19 protein-coding genes and 1 tRNA gene are annotated in these 15,946 nt (G+C 53.1%); 9 read left to right on the top strand and 11 right to left on the bottom strand.

Going from position 1 to position 15,946, the window contains the following annotated elements; all coding sequences use genetic code 11:
- The 3 genes from AC0VXT_RS07520 to AC0VXT_RS07510 form a co-directional block, all read right to left on the bottom strand.
- Positions 1 to 981 carry a C4-dicarboxylate TRAP transporter substrate-binding protein gene (locus tag AC0VXT_RS07520; RefSeq protein WP_101303871.1) on the bottom strand — a complete coding sequence of 327 codons (981 nt, stop codon included), beginning with the start codon at positions 979 to 981 and terminating at the stop codon, positions 1 to 3.
- Between the two features lie 487 nt (positions 982 to 1,468).
- Positions 1,469 to 2,404, bottom strand: a complete 936-nt coding sequence (locus tag AC0VXT_RS07515; RefSeq protein WP_475548142.1) for a helix-turn-helix domain-containing protein — start codon at positions 2,402 to 2,404, stop codon at positions 1,469 to 1,471.
- A gap of 133 nt (positions 2,405 to 2,537) precedes the next feature.
- Positions 2,538 to 2,882 (bottom strand): hypothetical protein, encoded by a 345-nt coding sequence (locus AC0VXT_RS07510; RefSeq protein WP_475548141.1) that lies wholly within the window; start codon positions 2,880 to 2,882, stop codon positions 2,538 to 2,540.
- Between the two features lie 160 nt (positions 2,883 to 3,042).
- Between AC0VXT_RS07510 and AC0VXT_RS07505 the strand changes: the two genes are divergently transcribed.
- The 5 genes from AC0VXT_RS07505 (at position 3,043) to AC0VXT_RS07485 (ending at position 7,234) form a co-directional block, all read left to right on the top strand.
- Positions 3,043 to 3,942, top strand: coding sequence for a LysR substrate-binding domain-containing protein (locus tag AC0VXT_RS07505; protein WP_475548140.1), 900 nt, complete (start codon positions 3,043 to 3,045; stop codon positions 3,940 to 3,942).
- 172 nt (positions 3,943 to 4,114) lie between these two features.
- Positions 4,115 to 5,023: a DMT family transporter gene (locus AC0VXT_RS07500; protein WP_475548139.1), complete on the top strand. Its 909-nt coding sequence runs from the start codon at positions 4,115 to 4,117 to the stop codon at positions 5,021 to 5,023.
- A 225-nt stretch (positions 5,024 to 5,248) separates the two neighbouring features.
- The gene (locus tag AC0VXT_RS07495; protein ID WP_475548138.1) at positions 5,249 to 6,301 is read left to right on the top strand and encodes a DMT family transporter; all 1,053 of its coding nucleotides are present in this window, start codon (positions 5,249 to 5,251) and stop codon (positions 6,299 to 6,301) included.
- 95 nt (positions 6,302 to 6,396) lie between these two features.
- Positions 6,397 to 6,741 (top strand): ArsR/SmtB family transcription factor, encoded by a 345-nt coding sequence (locus tag AC0VXT_RS07490; protein WP_475548137.1) that lies wholly within the window; start codon positions 6,397 to 6,399, stop codon positions 6,739 to 6,741.
- On the top strand, positions 6,731 to 7,234 hold the full coding sequence (locus tag AC0VXT_RS07485) for an SRPBCC family protein (RefSeq protein ID WP_475548136.1): 504 nt from the start codon (positions 6,731 to 6,733) through the stop codon (positions 7,232 to 7,234). Before AC0VXT_RS07490 ends, AC0VXT_RS07485 begins: the two co-directional genes overlap by 11 nt.
- A gap of 52 nt (positions 7,235 to 7,286) precedes the next feature.
- On the opposite strand, the gene AC0VXT_RS07480 is transcribed toward AC0VXT_RS07485, so the two are convergent.
- The gene (locus AC0VXT_RS07480; RefSeq protein ID WP_475548135.1) at positions 7,287 to 8,174 is read right to left on the bottom strand and encodes an SDR family oxidoreductase; all 888 of its coding nucleotides are present in this window, start codon (positions 8,172 to 8,174) and stop codon (positions 7,287 to 7,289) included.
- 141 nt (positions 8,175 to 8,315) lie between these two features.
- Here AC0VXT_RS07480 and AC0VXT_RS07475 point away from each other — a divergent pair, with 141 nt between their 5' ends.
- Positions 8,316 to 9,254, top strand: a complete 939-nt coding sequence (locus AC0VXT_RS07475; RefSeq protein WP_475548134.1) for an AraC family transcriptional regulator — start codon at positions 8,316 to 8,318, stop codon at positions 9,252 to 9,254.
- Positions 9,255 to 9,291: 37 nt separating this feature from the next.
- On the top strand, positions 9,292 to 9,543 hold the full coding sequence (locus AC0VXT_RS07470; RefSeq protein ID WP_475548133.1) for an EamA family transporter: 252 nt from the start codon (positions 9,292 to 9,294) through the stop codon (positions 9,541 to 9,543).
- Between the two features lie 447 nt (positions 9,544 to 9,990).
- Here the strand turns inward: AC0VXT_RS07470 and AC0VXT_RS07465 are convergent, their stop codons facing one another.
- The 4 genes from AC0VXT_RS07465 to gstA form a co-directional block, all read right to left on the bottom strand.
- Positions 9,991 to 10,209, bottom strand: coding sequence for a hypothetical protein (locus AC0VXT_RS07465; RefSeq protein ID WP_475548132.1), 219 nt, complete (start codon positions 10,207 to 10,209; stop codon positions 9,991 to 9,993).
- A gap of 118 nt (positions 10,210 to 10,327) precedes the next feature.
- The gene (locus AC0VXT_RS07460) at positions 10,328 to 10,549 is read right to left on the bottom strand and encodes a tautomerase family protein (protein WP_475548131.1); all 222 of its coding nucleotides are present in this window, start codon (positions 10,547 to 10,549) and stop codon (positions 10,328 to 10,330) included.
- A 3-nt stretch (positions 10,550 to 10,552) separates the two neighbouring features.
- A complete protein-coding gene (locus AC0VXT_RS07455; protein ID WP_475548130.1) occupies positions 10,553 to 10,933 on the bottom strand; it encodes a nuclear transport factor 2 family protein in 381 nt (126 codons plus the stop codon).
- The gene (gene gstA, locus AC0VXT_RS07450; RefSeq protein ID WP_475548129.1) at positions 10,933 to 11,541 is read right to left on the bottom strand and encodes a glutathione transferase GstA; all 609 of its coding nucleotides are present in this window, start codon (positions 11,539 to 11,541) and stop codon (positions 10,933 to 10,935) included. The genes AC0VXT_RS07455 and gstA overlap by 1 nt, the downstream gene beginning before the upstream one ends.
- Before the next feature lie 112 nt (positions 11,542 to 11,653).
- On the opposite strand from gstA, the gene AC0VXT_RS07445 reads away from it, so the two are divergent.
- On the top strand, positions 11,654 to 12,541 hold the full coding sequence (locus tag AC0VXT_RS07445) for a LysR family transcriptional regulator (RefSeq protein WP_475548128.1): 888 nt from the start codon (positions 11,654 to 11,656) through the stop codon (positions 12,539 to 12,541).
- A 129-nt stretch (positions 12,542 to 12,670) separates the two neighbouring features.
- Positions 12,671 to 12,871, top strand: a complete 201-nt coding sequence (locus AC0VXT_RS07440) for a hypothetical protein (RefSeq protein WP_475548127.1) — start codon at positions 12,671 to 12,673, stop codon at positions 12,869 to 12,871.
- Positions 12,872 to 13,586: 715 nt separating this feature from the next.
- Here the strand turns inward: AC0VXT_RS07440 and AC0VXT_RS07435 are convergent.
- From AC0VXT_RS07435 to tenA, 3 genes are all read right to left on the bottom strand, one after another.
- A tRNA-Met gene (locus AC0VXT_RS07435) sits at positions 13,587 to 13,663 on the bottom strand.
- Between the two features lie 179 nt (positions 13,664 to 13,842).
- Positions 13,843 to 14,988 carry a tRNA 2-thiouridine(34) synthase MnmA gene (mnmA, locus tag AC0VXT_RS07430; protein ID WP_475548126.1) on the bottom strand — a complete coding sequence of 382 codons (1,146 nt, stop codon included), beginning with the start codon at positions 14,986 to 14,988 and terminating at the stop codon, positions 13,843 to 13,845.
- A 117-nt stretch (positions 14,989 to 15,105) separates the two neighbouring features.
- Entirely contained in the window at positions 15,106 to 15,804 is a 699-nt protein-coding gene (gene tenA, locus AC0VXT_RS07425; protein ID WP_417823456.1) for a thiaminase II, read from the bottom strand.
- Positions 15,805 to 15,946 lie beyond the last annotated feature (142 nt).

Below are 15,946 nucleotides of genomic sequence, written 5' to 3'. Positions count from 1 at the left end.
TTAGCGTCCAAGAACCTTGTTGACGATTTCTGCCTCGGCTTCGAGATCAAGCATCTGATAAACCGGAGCAACGGCTTCCTTGAACGGAGCCAGATCAACTTCACTGACCTCAACGCCACTTGCCGCAACGTCTTCAAGCGCCTTTTCACCAAGTTCGATGGTCAGCTTGGACGCATATCGACCATTTTCGACAGCCAGATCACGGACAATTTTCTGATTTTCCTCAGAAATCTCGTCCCAGGCATCTGCGCCAACAACAAGTGCTGTAACCAGCTGGATATGTCCTGTTTTCGTGACATTCTTGATCACTTCGTAAAGTTTGGCATTCCAAATCGCCGTTGGCTGAGCTTCAGCCGCATCAATTGTGCCAAGCTGCAATGCGCTGTAAACCTCACCCCAAGCAATCGGGGTGGGCTCAGCCCCCATCGCACGGATGGTTTCAATCCACACAGGCGCTCCGATGGTCCGCATCCGAACACCAGAAAGATCATCCGGACCCGAAATAGGTTTCTGGGTCAACGCATGACGTGCGCCCTGATACCAATTCGATGCAATCATCAAGAGGCCGGATTTCTCGCGAAGTTCTTCACCCCAAGCAAGGTATTCATCGGAAAGGGCGAATTTGTCCGCCTGTTCATAATTATCAAACAGAAACGGTGCCGACATAATGGCAAGTGACGGTACAAAACTGGAAAGACGGGCAACATCGGTCACCGTGCCAACAGCAGCACCCGCACGAGCCTGATCGATCATTTCGGTGGTATCGCCCAATTGGGAATTATGGAACACCTCAATGAGGACGTCGCCATTGGTCGCTTTTTCGACGTCGGTCTTAAACTTTTCAAGCCCCTGTCCCATCGGATCATTCGGCGATAAAACCGTTCCGATACGCAGCGTGGTCTCTGCGTAAGCTGACAGAGGCGCGGCAAGTGCGCCTGCAAGCACCGCACAGAGTCCGAGTGTTTTGAACGTGGTTTTCATTTGGATATCCTCCCGTTGGATTGGCTTTTGCCATTAATTGATATTTTAGTTGTTGTAAAATCTTAGATACCAAACGCCAATCTTGTCAACGAAATTATCAACTTGTAAAAATTGATTAATACCAACAACTTAATAAAATTATGTCATTTTCTGATCGCCAACTTGTAATCAACCGCAGCACGATTAACCGCAAATGCACATGGTGCGAGACAGAAATCATCGCTGCGAATTGACGAACACACCATCACGGCGGCAATCGTTTTCGGGCCTTATGGGGGATCATTTGCGAACAGCCACACAAGTGTCTTATGCGTGCTGATACGCGCCAAGGTGATGATGGAAATGGGCTAGAAAAAATAAGGAAAACAAGTAAAAGATCATGGCAACCGATGGTCACGCGACCAGACCGTACTTGTCATGACAAAAAGCCAGACGGCACATGCCCCTTGCACGATGTTAGCGCTAACACTCTTTTGAAATCAGTGCCTTAAGATATATCGCGGTATTTTGCCGGTGTCACACCGGTCATGGCGCGAAAACGGGTGGTCAGATGCGCCTGACTGGAAAAGCCGGTGGCATGCGCAATTTCCGCCACCGCATACTGCCCGGATCGCAACATCGTCATCGCCAGTTCGATCCGACGCCGCAAGACAAACTTATGTGGTGCTTCGCCGACCGATTTTCGAAACATGCGGGCAAAGTGATAGGGCGACAGGCCGGAAACCGCCGCCAATTCCTCAATCGTCAGGGCTGCCTCCAGATTGGCATCGACATAGTCAAACACCCGGCGTTTGATCACTGGGGACAATCCACCGCGCACCTTAAAGCCCAGATCACGCCGCGTTGAATAGCTGCGCAACATATGGCCCATCAACGATTGCCCGGCATGTGACATCGCCATCCGGTCGGCCGGAATATCCCAATCAAGGGGCAACATGGCATGCCGCACGGTTTGTTCGATCAAGGGATCAAGAAAGAAGGTCTTTTCGGGGACTTCGACGCCGTTGGGTTCAATGTCAAAGGCCTCAACCACCGCCCGTTCCCAAGACGCATGCGGGATATAAAGGTGAAACAGTTCCACCTCGCCCTGAACAACCCAGTCTGACGTCATGTGTGCTGGCATCAGACAACAGCGCCCGGGCCCACCGCCCGTCAAGGGATCTGCACCGATTTTACGCTGAATGCCGGTCCCGCCATTCACATAAAGACTGATGGTATGATGGTCCGGATCGGTATAGCGCGTCAGGACATCGGCCTTACGCCGCCAGTGTGCCACCGAAATGCTGTCACCAAAATCCCCCGCACGCAGCAGATTTGCATCGCCAATCAACTGATTGAAGACTTCAAATTTCTGATAGCGCCCATTGGGTTCGAACTTTGCCTGCTCGGCCCCGGGGACAGATGCGAATTGCGGTTCTGGCATCGGTATTCCTGACTTTCTGAACACAGATCATCGCACCGTGCATCTCAATTGCAAAGCCCCATGCGCGCATCCCTGCCCTGTTTTGCGCAAGAATGTGAAAACAGGGCAACACGGATGTCGTTTTCAAAACGCCTCAATCCTTTTTCTTTGGGCTGGGCCACGCCAAAACCATACCGGCAAGCACATCGTGCGCGCCAAATCCCCGCCCGGTTTGACGGCCGTTTGGGCCCTGCATCTGTTCGAACAATTCGGCCGCCGTCATGCCCGAAATATCGCGCAGTGTTTCCGGATCAAGCGACAGCGTTTTCTTCAATGATTTTTGCTTCTGACGATTTTCGCGCCATGCCGTCAAGGTATTCAGGAAACGCCTGACAAAACCCTCAGACTTTGAGGATGACAGCGTCACACCAGCCTGAGCACACGCCTGTGACGCATGGGTTCGTTGAGTGTTTTCGTAGGATATGAAGGATGCAGCCATGAGAATCTCCAATCGTTGTTTTTAAAACAATGAACATTTCTCATTGATGAGACAAACGAGAAGATTTAACATCATGGATTAGATATTCTCATAGATGTGGCTTTCTGTCGGTGGCAGCACTCACAACAAGATGCCATTCACCAAAACAATGAGGCTGGCGATGAACACGACACCCGCCCTGATTCATAACCTTGATCTGGACCTTGCCCGAACCTTCGTTGCCATCTGCGAAACCGGTAATTTTTCGCGCGCGGCCGAAAAGGTCCATCGCAGCGCATCGGCCATCAGCCTGCAGGTCAAAAAGCTGGAAGGCATGGTGGAACGCGAACTGTTCAAACGTGAAACCCGCCGCGTCAGCCTGACCGAAGACGGCGAAGTGCTTTTGGGCTATGCGCGGCGGTTACTCAAACTCAATGACGAAGCCATGTCGCATTTTCATGCGCCGGAATTTTCCGGAATCGTGCGGCTGGGCGTTCCCAATGATACCGGCATCATCGCCATTCCCGAAATCCTCAAACGCTTTGCCGACAGCCACCCGCATGTTGATATCGACGTCCATCTTGGCCCGACCTATAATCTGCGCCATCGCGTTTCCGATGGTGAAATTGACGTGGCGGTGTTTAGCTACGATCCCGAACTTGACCCGCAACCACCGATACATTCCGAACCGCTTGCCTGGCTTGGCGCGCGGCATGGAACGGCCCTTGATAAACGTCCGGTCCCAATGGCGATGGCCGAGCAGGGGTGCTATTGGCGGACCATGGCGCTCAAGGCGCTTGACGAAGCCGACGTCAATTACCGCATTGCCTATACCAGCGAGTTTTGTCAGGCCCAGATTGCCGCAGTGCGTGCAGACCTTGCGATTGCGCCCCTACCGATCAGCGTGATTTCCGATGATCTGGTGCATCTTGGCCCGCGCCATGGCTTGCCGAAACTGGGCGAATACCGCATGACCCTTGCCAAACGTGATGGTCACGGCCCGGTCGAAGAAGCCCTTGCCGCGCATGTTGTCGCCGGATTCAGAAAAATATCGGAACGCGGCATGCGGCTTTTTGCCTGATCCTGCCTTCTGCGCAAAAAACATAAAAAACACCGCAAGAACGTGAAAGCCATCGCAGCGGTTTTCGGGCTTAATCAGGTGTATCGGGTATGCCCCACATATCCGTTGCACACCCTTGGCCACCCCCTCGCGCGCCACCAATCGCGCCTGCCTTTGATTGAAAGCCCCGCATATGACCGCCCTTCTGTTTGTCATCGTTACCGCCTGCTGGGGATTTACCTGGTACGCGATCAAGCTTCAAATCGGGCCGATCCCGGTTGAAACATCGATCTTTTACCGTTTTGCGCTGGCGGCCATTGTGCTGTGCGGGTTCTTGCTGATCAGCCGCAAATGGCGCCCGGTGCCATGGTGCGCCCATCCGTGGTGTGTGCTTCTGGGCTGCGGGCTGTTTAGCATCAACTTTATCCTGATGTACTCCGCCACCGCCTACATCGCCAGTGGCATTGTCGCGGTGATCTTCACCACCTCGACCATTTTTAACGCGCTGGGCAATTGGGCGTTTTATGGCAACCGTCCGGGGATGCGCTTTGTGTTTGGTGCCGCCTTCGGTCTTGCCGGGATTGCTTGTCTGTTTGCCAATCAGATTTACGCGCTGTCGCATAATCCGCATGCCATCACTGGCATGTTGCTGGCGCTTGGCGGTACGGCGGTGTTTAGCTGTGGCAACATGGTGTCGGTCAAACTGCATGCCATGGGCATTCCCAACCGAGATGCGGTGGCGCGCGGCATGGTCTATGGCACGGTACTCTTGTTTATCTTTGCAGGTTTGCGCGGCCAAACACCGGTGATGCCGACAGAACCGCTTTATATCGGTGGCTTGCTCTATCTTGCCATTCCGGGGTCGGTCGTTGCCTTTCTGGCCTATCTGGCGCTGGTCAACCGGGTTGGGGCTGACCGGGCGGCCTATGTCACCGTGCTGTTCCCGGTCGTGGCCCTTACGGTATCGACCTTCCTTGAAGGCTATGTCTGGACACCGATTGGCGCCTCGGGCCTTGCGATGATCCTGCTGGGTAACATCACCATCTTTGCCAGACTGCCAAAATTCATTGGTATGAGGAATAAAACAGCCCCTGCCGACTAACGATTTTTACATCACACAACAAACGGGGCGGTTCGATTTTCGGGCCGCCCCGTTTTGCGTTTAAGGAGACCACGGCGGCAATCAAGTCCGCCAGACATCCATCATCCTTGCAACATCTTATGCTCACATCCCGACTGGCATTCACGTCCGAAAGTGGCCAGCCGTCCGATTGGTTTTGCCATAGGCTCCGTTTGTCATCACGCGCCACATAGGATGGAACAAACGATGTTGCCCCATGAAACAAAGACACGCCGCCTTGAACTTGACGAATATGCCGATAGCCGCACCAGTGGTCACACCGACCGTGCACGACATGCGCCTTCCCCACAACAAATCAAACCGTCCGCACGGAAAACCAACGCGATGGATGGCAAAAGCTGGTTGATGCTGATTGTGCTGTCGATCCTGTGGGGTGGATCGTTTTTCTTTACCGAAATCGCGCTTGTCGATTTGCCACCCTTTACCCTTGTGCTGTGCCGGGTGGCGATTGCATCGCTGATCCTGTGGTGGGTGGTGTTGCTGCGCAATGTTCAAATCCCGCGTGATCCGAAATTCTGGGGTGCGATTGCGGTGATGGGGGCGCTGAATAACCTTGTGCCGTTTTCGCTGATTGTCTGGGGCCAAACCCATATCGCCAGTGGCCTGGCGGCGATCCTCAATGGCACCACGCCACTTTTCACCATCATTATTGCCCACATCGCCACCGACACCGAAAAACTGAACCTGCGCAAGGCGGCGGGCGTTTTAATCGGCTTTGCCGGGGTTCTTGTCGTGATTGGCATGCCAGAGGCAAAGACATCCGTCGCGACGGACCTGCTTTCCACGCTCGCCCCCTGCGCGGTTCTGCTCGCCGCGATATCCTATGGCTGTGCCGGGGTATATGGCCGCCGGTTTAGCACCACATCCCCAATCCTGACGGCGGCGGGCATGACCAGCGCATCCAGCCTGATGCTAATCCCGTTGGCCGGTTTTATCGACAAACCTTGGGAACTGCCGACCCCATCCACTGACACAATCTTTGCGGTTTTTGGTATCGCAGCACTTAGCACTGCACTCGCCTACATTCTGTATTTCGCGATCCTCAAACGGGCGGGTGCAAGCAACCTTCTGCTCGTCACCTTCCTGATCCCGGTCAGCGCAATCTTGCTTGGGGTTGGGTTTCTGGGCGAAGCGCTGTTGATGCAGCATATACTTGGTATGGGCGTGATTGGGGTCGGGTTGGCGGTGATTGATGGCCGATTGCTTCCCCGCCTCAGGAAAAACCCGGTCATCGACTAGGGATCAAAACCCAAAACAACCGGGGTATAGAGACAACATCCCGCTCATATACTTAGCCATTGACCTAACTTTATAATGAAACTATAGTTAGCCATATGGATAAGTATAATGAACCACTCGACACCATCTTTCACGCACTGGCCGACCCGACCCGCAGGGCGGTGGTCCAGCGTTTGGTAAAAGGTCCGGCACCGGTCAAGGAATTGGCAGCGCCGTATAATATGGCTCTGCCTTCCTTCATGAAGCATATCAGCGTGCTGGAACAGGCAGGACTGATTGCCTCACAAAAACAGGGCCGCGTGCGCACCTGCACGTTTAATCCCGACAAATTGGCGGCAGCAGAAAAATGGTTCGAGCAACAGCGTGCCATCTGGGCAAGCCGCTTTGACAATCTCGACAATCTACTGACAACCCTTCAGGGAGAAACCGATGAAACCTGATCTGCGCTTTGACTTTATCGCCGACATGCAAAAAAGCACCCTGACCGTCCGGCGCGAATTTGCCGCCAAACGGCAACTGGTGTGGGATTGCTATACCAAGTGCGAACTTCTCGACCAATGGTACGCGCCCAAGCCGTTGACAACGAAAACCAAGTCTTTTGATTTCCGCGAGGGCGGGCATTGGCATTTTGCCATGATCGACCCGAATGGCACCCATTACTGGAGCCGCACGGATTACGAAACGATCACCCTGATTGACGGCTATACCGGTTATGACGGCTTTACCGACCAGACCGGGGTGATCAATCCTGATCTGCCGCGCTCTCACATCAACATGACATTTACCGACAAGGGGGAACATACGCTGACCGAAACGGTGGTGAGCTATAATGCACCCGAAGACCTGCAAACGGTCATTGATATGGGCATGGAGGGTGGCATGGCCTCGACCCTTGAGCGGCTTGACGAATTGCTGGTGAAATTGACGGCTTAAACTACCGTCCAAAATGCAAACAGGACCGGAACTGCCCGGTCCTGTTTCTGTTTCATGCAGCAAAATATCCGGCGTTTTTCATATCCGTGATCAGCCCCACCTCGCCGGGTTTCCAGCCCAGTGATTTTTGCGTCATGGCGCTCGATGCCCGGCAGTCAATTGCGGCGAAATGGGTAAACCAAGTAAAGTAATCTTTGGCCTGCTCCATCGTCAGGGACTTGAGCGGCACGCCCAAACCTTCGCTGATTGCATGGGCGATATCGGCAAAGGCAATCGCACCTTCACCGACCGCATGATAAACCCTATTTAGCGCGCCCTGTTCAATTGCAAGCCGATAGGCGCGTGCCGCATCAAGTCGATGCACCGCCGCCCAATGGTTTTCGCCGTCATCAATGCAGGCTGCAAAACCCTTTTCACGGGCCAAATTGATCAGGATCGGAATAAACCCGTGATCACCAGCCCCATGAACCGACGGCGGCAAACGCATAAGTGATGCATTAACCCCCTGTGCTGCAATTTTCGCGACGGCTTCATCAGATGCCTTGCGCGGCGTATCTTCCCCGACCGTGTCGGTTTCAACAACGGGACGGTCAGCCCGCAATAAAGCGATCCCCGATGTCACAATGAACGGGCGGTTCGACCCCACCAAGACCGACCCCATCGCCTCAATCGCAAGACGGTCTTTTTCGCAATTTTCGGCAAATTTCGAGAAATCGTGATTAAATCCAGTATGGATGACCGCGTCGCAAGACGCCGCCCCGCTTTTAAGGCTTTCAAGGTCCTCAAGATCACCTCGAAAAACCGTTGCACCCGTTTTGGCAAGCTTTTGGGCCGATGCATCAGACCGCACCAGACCAAGCACCGAATGCCCATGATCCAGAAGTTCACGCACCACCGCAGAACCAACAAACCCTGTCGAACCGGTTACAAAAATACGCATGCTTACTCCATCCTGACATTTGGAAAACAACCGGGAAACATAACCTTCCCGTTTCAAGCAAGATACCGCCTGTCATCTGGATGATCTATGCGTTACACTCCATTATTCATCTTCAATCGTCCAATTACGCAGGTTTTTCCCATGGATCCGCTTTCCGATATTCTGTCTTTGATCCGGCCCGATAATTACCTGTCTGCCGGGTTTGATATCGCAGCCCCTTGGGCGATCCAGTTCCCCGATCAGGGGCAAAACATCAAAACCGCTGCCGTGGTCAAAGGCGAATGCTGGCTTGCTGTGGATGGCGTCGCCGATCCCGTAAACCTGAAAACCGGCGATTGCGTGCTTTTGCCGCATGGCAAGGCGTTTCTGATGGGAAGCAGCCTTGACGCGCCACCGATGGAAGCTGGGAAAACCTTCAAACCTACCGGATTTGGCCAAATCCGCACGCTGAACGGTGGCGGTGATTGTGTGGTGGCGAGCAGTCGCTTTGGCCTTAAAGGCCCGCAGGCGGATTTGCTGCTTAAAATGCTACCACCTCTTGTCGTCATTCGCGACCGGGCGGAAAGTACGGAACTTCGCTACTGCATTGAACGCACCATGGCCGAAATGCGCAAAAACGATCCGGGCAGCAAACTCATCCTGCAACATCTCGCCCACATGATGCTGATCCAGGCATTGCGGATGTACCTAAATGAAGACGCCAAGGGGGTTGGCTGGTTCTTCGCCCTTGCCGACCCGCAAATCAGCACCGCCATCTCCGCCATCCACGCCGCTCCGGCGCGGAACTGGACTGTGGAACGCCTCGCCCAAACCGCCGCTATGTCCCGCTCCGCCTTTGCGGCCCGCTTCAAGGATAAGGTCGGCCAAAGCCCGATGACCTATCTTACCCACTGGCGGATGCTGCTCGCGGGTGAAAAGCTGCTCAATTCCCGTGAACCGATCTCACAAATCTCGCTGTCACTGGGATATGAGTCCGAAAGCGCGTTTAGTACGGCCTTCAAACGGGTGATGGGATGTGCGCCGCGCGGGTATTCGAAAGCATTGGAAAGCATTCCGCACTCGTCCCCTGTGCCATCCTAATTGCAGCTTTAAGCTATGGCCTGCGACCACCACCATTATGGCCGTGCTGGGGATTGCCGCACTCAGCACCGCCCTCGCCTATATCCTCTATTTCGCCATTCTCAAACGTGCAGGTGCCAGCAACCTGCTGCTTGTTACCTTCCTGATCCCGGTCAGCGCGATTTTGCTCGGGGTTGGTTTTTTGAGCGAAACATTGTTGATGCAGCAGGTCGTTGGGATGGGCGTGATTGGGGTCGGGTTGGCGGTGATTGATGGGAGGTTGATGAGGCAGCAGCGCGGAGATGAATAAATCTGTACCGTTTTTCTGCACACATAATTTTTAAGTTGCAAATCATATTAAGGCGACGTCAAATAGCTGCGTTATTCGTATTTCAGAAAGGATAATAAAACAATGCAAGTGCTTCCACAATCGATTGAAAGCCTTCAAAAAATCGGCGATAATTTTGTTAACTTTAGAAATATACCAACGGGTGTCACAACCCTTGTTCAACCCTAGCGCCAATCAGAATGGAATGATAATACGAACACTCCATATGGCGCTAGATGCAGAGACCAATGCATCTATATTCGTTTCTTCCACACCACCAAGTGGCCCAGAGGACACAACGAAACGCTCGTTGATTTTCTATTGGGGAGCAAACGTAGATAACATTATCTATCCCTACCAAGTCTTTATCCCAGCGGGCGAAGGTATCTATCTCGCGAACGAACCGGCTGGCGGACGTCTTTCTCTGACTTACGACTTAGTTGGCTGATCAATTTCAAGAACGATAAAAAAGGGACTGTCCCCTTTTCCCAATAATGTCCCAGCAAGCAGCGCAGCCAAAAACACGGCAAAAACCGCTGTCGGGGCGCCGACCCGCTGGCCGACTTCTGCGCTCATTGAAGCCATGATGGGGATCGCCACCCCGACCACAACCATTATCATATAGGCTCCACCACCGCCTGCAGTCATTCTGTTTACTTCCGGTCCTGCCAAGCAGCATGAGTTCAACGATTTGATGCACGCCGGTCCCGAACTTTGGGAACCGGCGTACTGTTGATTTAGTCGTGTCTGCATAAATGATCAGGGCTTAGCTTTCTGTCGCCCTGATATCGCGCACGGATCGTCCCGACATGCCCCAATCATCAAGTGACACCTCGTCAATCACGACGAACGTGGTTGCTGGCGACTTATTCAGAACGTTCTGGAGCAGGTCCGTAACGCCCTTGATCAATTGCGTTTTTTCCGCTGGTGTTGGGCCGGTTCCGTCCGGCCCACCTTCGCGGGTTACCTTGATATTGACGTAGGGCATCGCTCAACCCTCCTTTTCCTGATAGGCAAAAACCTTGGTGAGCACCTGCCAGCCCGCATCGGTATGAATCAGCGTAAGCAGGTCTTGATAATCCCGGCCCATCATCGTCATGCGGGCTTGTACCAAGCCCATTTGACGACTGATTAGCTTGACCCGATCAACGCTTTCGCTGCGATTTTCGCCGCGTTTGGCCGGGGGCTCGCGGTTATCGATCCGCGTCATATAGGCCTCAAGATCCATGAATTCGTGATTACCTTCGCTGGCATTGATGTAGGCAAGCTTAGGATGAAACACCGTGCGCAGAACCTCACTGTCGGAGTGATAAAGGCCATCGAAATAGCGCTCCATCAACGCTTCGACTTCCAATTCATCAGTGGATTTCATCACACAAGCCCCTCGGCCTTCATCGCAGCCAGCGTCGCCGGGCGTGCCTGAACGCGTTTGACGAACTTGGTAAGGCGCGGCCAGTTATCGAGGTCGATGTCTTTGACATTCGCCCAGTTCACCAGAACAAACGTATAGGCATCGGCGACAGAAAACTGGTTCGCGACAAGGTAATCACGGCCGTCCGCCAAAACGCTTTCGAGATGGTCAAACTTTGTTGCGACCTTGCCCTTTGCAGCGGATTTATCCACCTCGCTCGACCCATCAGTAAAAAGGGGGCCCCAGGATTTATGCAGCTCTGCCGCGGCAAAGTTTAAAAACTGCTGAAGGCGCGCACGGGCTACCGAACCGGGCTCTGGCGAAAAGGCACGGTCCGGGTGGGTATCGGCAATGTATTGGAGGATTGCGACACCTTCGCTGAGGTATTCACCCGTTTCGATCTCAAGTGCTGGAACATAGCCATTCGGGCTGATGTCGCGGTATGTGCGGCCGCTTTCGGTGCGCCCTTCCTGAGTATCGACGCCTTCGATATCAAAACGGGCACCCACTTCATGCAACATGATGTGGCTGGCGAGCGAGCATGCGCCGGGCATATAATAGAGTTTCATAGGTAGCTCCTTTGGTTTGATGTATGGCCTCTGTATGCCAACCCAAACGAGCAATTGATAATATTGACTTTTCATATTAATGATCGATAAATAAGATCATGTTGAGGCACGGATGAACCTGGAACAACTCATTGCCGTTGACGCAGTTGTCAGCACCGGCACATTTCGCGGCGCTGCAGACCGGCTGAACAAGGCGCAATCGGCGATCAGCCATCAAGTTCGAAAGCTCGAAGATGAGCTGGGTTTTGCCATCTTCTCACGCGAAGACTACCGCCCTCGCCTATCATCGGAGGGCGAGGTCTTTTTGCGCGAGGCGACCCGCGTGCTTGATCAGTTTCGCAAGCTTCAGGCGACAGCGCAGGAACTGCGCAGTACACAGGAACCGCTCGTTCGTATCACGCTTACGGCAACCATATCGCTCGAACCTATCCTGAAAGTTCTGGGTCAGATCGGTGACAAGTTCCCCAATACCCACATCGCTGTCGCAACCGAGATGATGGGCGGTCCCCTGGCTCGATTAATGAAGGGGGATGCCGATCTGATTGTCGCGGGTCTCGAGGGTGTAGAGATCGATCACGTCGAAACCACGCCTGTCGGCTCTGTCGTAATACGCCCCGTCGCGCATCGCAGCTTCGCCGTCGCCCAACGCAGTGGCATGCGATCACGCATGGAAATGCAAAGCTATGTTCAAGTCATCGTCTCTGGCACCGGCGGACCGGATTACGATCAGACACGCGATGTCCTTGCTGGCGGTCGGCGTTGGACCGTATCGGATTTTGCCACCAAAAAATCGATCATTATGAATGGACATGGATGGGGAGGCCTCCCCGAACACATGATCACGGATGAGCTTAAAAGCGGCGAACTCGTCGTGCTTAATATCGAAGGATTTCGCCCCCGCCACACCGAAGTCTTCGCGATACGACGACGCGATCAAACCATGGGTCGGGTAATGGGTAAAATCTGGCGGGCGCTTCAGACGCAGGCTGGGGTGACTTAGGCCAGACACTCCGCGATACCTACGAAGGATGGAATTGTAAGAATCAGCCTTTGGGCTGCTTTTTATCCTTGGGCTTTGCCCGGCGGACCGTTGCGCGTTCCCCGCAAAGTCTCTCGAAAGCTGCGTGCCTTGCTTTCTCGGGGTAATGAAAAAGGGGACAGTCCCCTTTTTTCTCCGATCGGGATTGTCGCGATTACCGCGACCATTCCGGGGAAAAAGCGACGCATCAACCTGACACTTGATGCCAACCTGATCGATCTGATCGAAGCCAAATACGGCAAGCGAGCGGTTTCAAGTTTTCTTGAGGAAGCTGGGCGCAAGGCGCTTTAACCGTTGATGCTAAAAAACGGGACTGTTCTTTTTGGGAAAATAAATCTGTCTCCTTTTTCCTCGTGCCCCCTTTAAAATATTTACCCGTTAAAAGGGTAATTTTCTTTAGACATACTTTCCAATTAACATTAGTGTTTTATGAACTACAAGAATCTCTTCGGTCGAATAGTGCTATTATGTACTGAAAAACCATTTTCAGAGATTAGCGAAACCGAAAATTGAAATAAAATCACAAAAGGACTTATCTAATGGCCATAAAATGTAACAATACAGAAGCATTAATGGAATTTGTAAAATCAAAACACACCTCAGCAAAAATTGAACACCCCACAGGACTCCAAACAAAAATAACCTTTACTTGCGGATTAATTATGAATGTTTACAACACAGGAAGCATTAATTTTCAAGGAAAGAGCTTTGAAAATCATACAGCCAGTGACTTGGTAAACGTAATAGAGGCAATAAATAGGTAGTTAAATATTTTTACATGTTGCGAAAAAAAGACAGCCACCTTTTCTATAAGGACGATTGACCAACTTTGAAACCGGGGACAGATTTATTTAATTTTCAGAAACCAAAATCACTGCTCACGTGAACAAACCGGAGGGAATTGTAAGAATCAGCCTTTGGGCTGCTTTTTATCCTTGGGCTTTGCCCTCTCCGAGGGAGCCAATAAAAAAAACCCGCCAGGCCTTTACCTGACGGGTTTTTTAATTGGTAGCCGAGGAGGGACTTGAACCCCCGACACGCGGATTATGATTCCGCTGCTCTAACCAGCTGAGCTACTCGGCCACAGGATATTCTGTGGTGTTCCGCAACGTTTGGAACGAGGCGGTTTTTAAGTCAGGGATGGCTCCCCGTCAAGCGCCTTTTTGACGTTTTGATCAAAAAAGATATCCACAAAACCAGTGGGCGAGGAACATCTGCCCTCGCCCACCGTAATCGTTGATCCGTCGCTGATCCATTGGGGATCAGGCCGCGGTTGCAGCCCCGGCCATCAGTTCTTCGCGGGTGATCCAGCCGCCACCAAGGACGCGCTCACCCTGATAGAACACACCCGCCTGCCCCGGCGCGATGCCAAACTGGGCATCGTGAAGCTCGATCCGGGCTTCGCCGGTCGCTTCGGGGTAAACGGTGGCGGTGGTCGGTTGCATGGCCGAGCGCAGTTTGACTTCGACTTCAACACCGTTTTCATCAATCTGATCGCCATCAAGCCAGTTAAGGTCTTTGACATAGACCAGTTTCTTGGCCAAGGCGGCCTTTGGCCCCACAACAACCTGACGTTTTTCGGGCACCAGTTTGACCACATAAAGCGGTTCTGCGGTGCCACCGATGTTCAGGCCGCGACGCTGACCAACCGTGTAATGGATCAGCCCCCGGTGATCGCCCATGACATTGCCGTCAACGTCAACGATCTGGCCGGGTTCACCGGCCTCAGGGCGCAGACGTTCGACCAGACGGGCATATTTGCCATCCGGGACAAAGCAGATGTCCTGACTGTCGGGTTTGTCGGCCACTTCAAGGCCGAACTTGGCGGCCAAAGCACGGGTTTCGGCCTTGCTCATCAAATGGCCGAGCGGGAAGCGCAGGAAATCAAGCTGTTCCTGTTTGGTGGTAAACAGGAAATAGCTTTGATCGCGGTTGGCATCGGCTGCGCGGTGCAATTGCGCCTGCCCGTTGGCACCCAGTTTACGCTGCACATAATGGCCGGTCGCCATGCAGTCCGCACCCAAGTCGTGCGAGGTTTCGAGCAGATCGCGGAATTTGACGGTCTGATTGCATTTCACGCAGGGGATCGGGGTTTCGCCGCGCATATAGCTGTCGGCAAAATCATCGATCACTTCTTCGCGGAAGCGTGATTCGTAATCCAGCACGTAATAGGGAATATCGATATCCTCGGCCACTTTGCGCGCATCATAGATGTCACGCCCGGCACAGCAGGATTTCGCACGGGTCGGGGCATTGGCCCCCATATCATAAAGCTGAAGCGTAATGCCGACCACGTCGTAGCCTTCTGATTTCAGAAGGGCCGCAACGGCGGAACTATCGACCCCGCCCGACATGGCAACAACCACGCGGGTATCTTCCGGGGCTTTATCAAAGCCAAGAGAGTTCATTTTTTCTCACCCATCCGCGGGTCAAGGCCGCAGCGACAAGAGGTTAATACAAAAGGCAACGGGTGGCCTTCAAACCACCCGTAAAATTCGGTTCGCACTCATATAAGGGATTTCACCCTATTTTGCCAGATCAAGTCCCATTTGCCAGAAATCGGCTTCAAGACGGCTTGCCATGGCGAATGTTTCAGTCAGGCTTTCGATCCGGGCATGCCCGCCACGCTTGGCAGCAGTATGTTCCAGCAGATCAATTTCGGCCTTTGCCACATCCTGAAACTCATCGGACGCATACATTTCAATCCATGCCCGATATGGATTGCCGTCAAGCACTGTATCAGAACTTGCCATCAAGCGGTTTGCGATTTCGGCATAGCCCACCATACAGGGCATCAGAGCGACCTGAAGGTCCACCACATCGCCCTGAACGCCGCGGTCGAGCACATAGCGCGTATAGGTGACGCACGCCCGTGCTTCGGGCTCTGCGATGATGTCAGCCTCGGAAAGACCCCATCCTTTGCAAAATTCAAGATGCAGGCTCATTTCCATATCAAGGATCGCATGCACAGTGCCGGAAAACTGACGCATCGCGCTTAGGTCTTCGGCCTTATAAACCGCCAGCGCATAGGCACGCGCAAACTGGATCAGGAACAGGTAATCCTGAATAAGATAATGCTTGAATGATGCTTCGGGCAGTGTGCCATTGCCAAGCTGCTTGATAAAATCATGGCAGACATAGCTTTGCCATGCATCGGGGGCTTGGGCGCGCAATTTGCCAAACAGGCTGTCGGCCGGGATGATGTCAGTGAAGGTTTGGTTCATGGTCGCCCTGCTCTGATCGGTTATGCATATATGCGGATATGAAAAGGCCAGCCTGCGGAATATTTCCGGGCTGGCCTTAACGATATGGAACGATGCAGCGATGGATTCCCGCCTGCGCGGGGATGACACATCACCCAAGCGC

This window comes from Thalassospira sp. Z349TD_5 (assembly GCF_056173045.1).
This window is presented reverse-complemented; position numbering and strand designations above follow the sequence as displayed.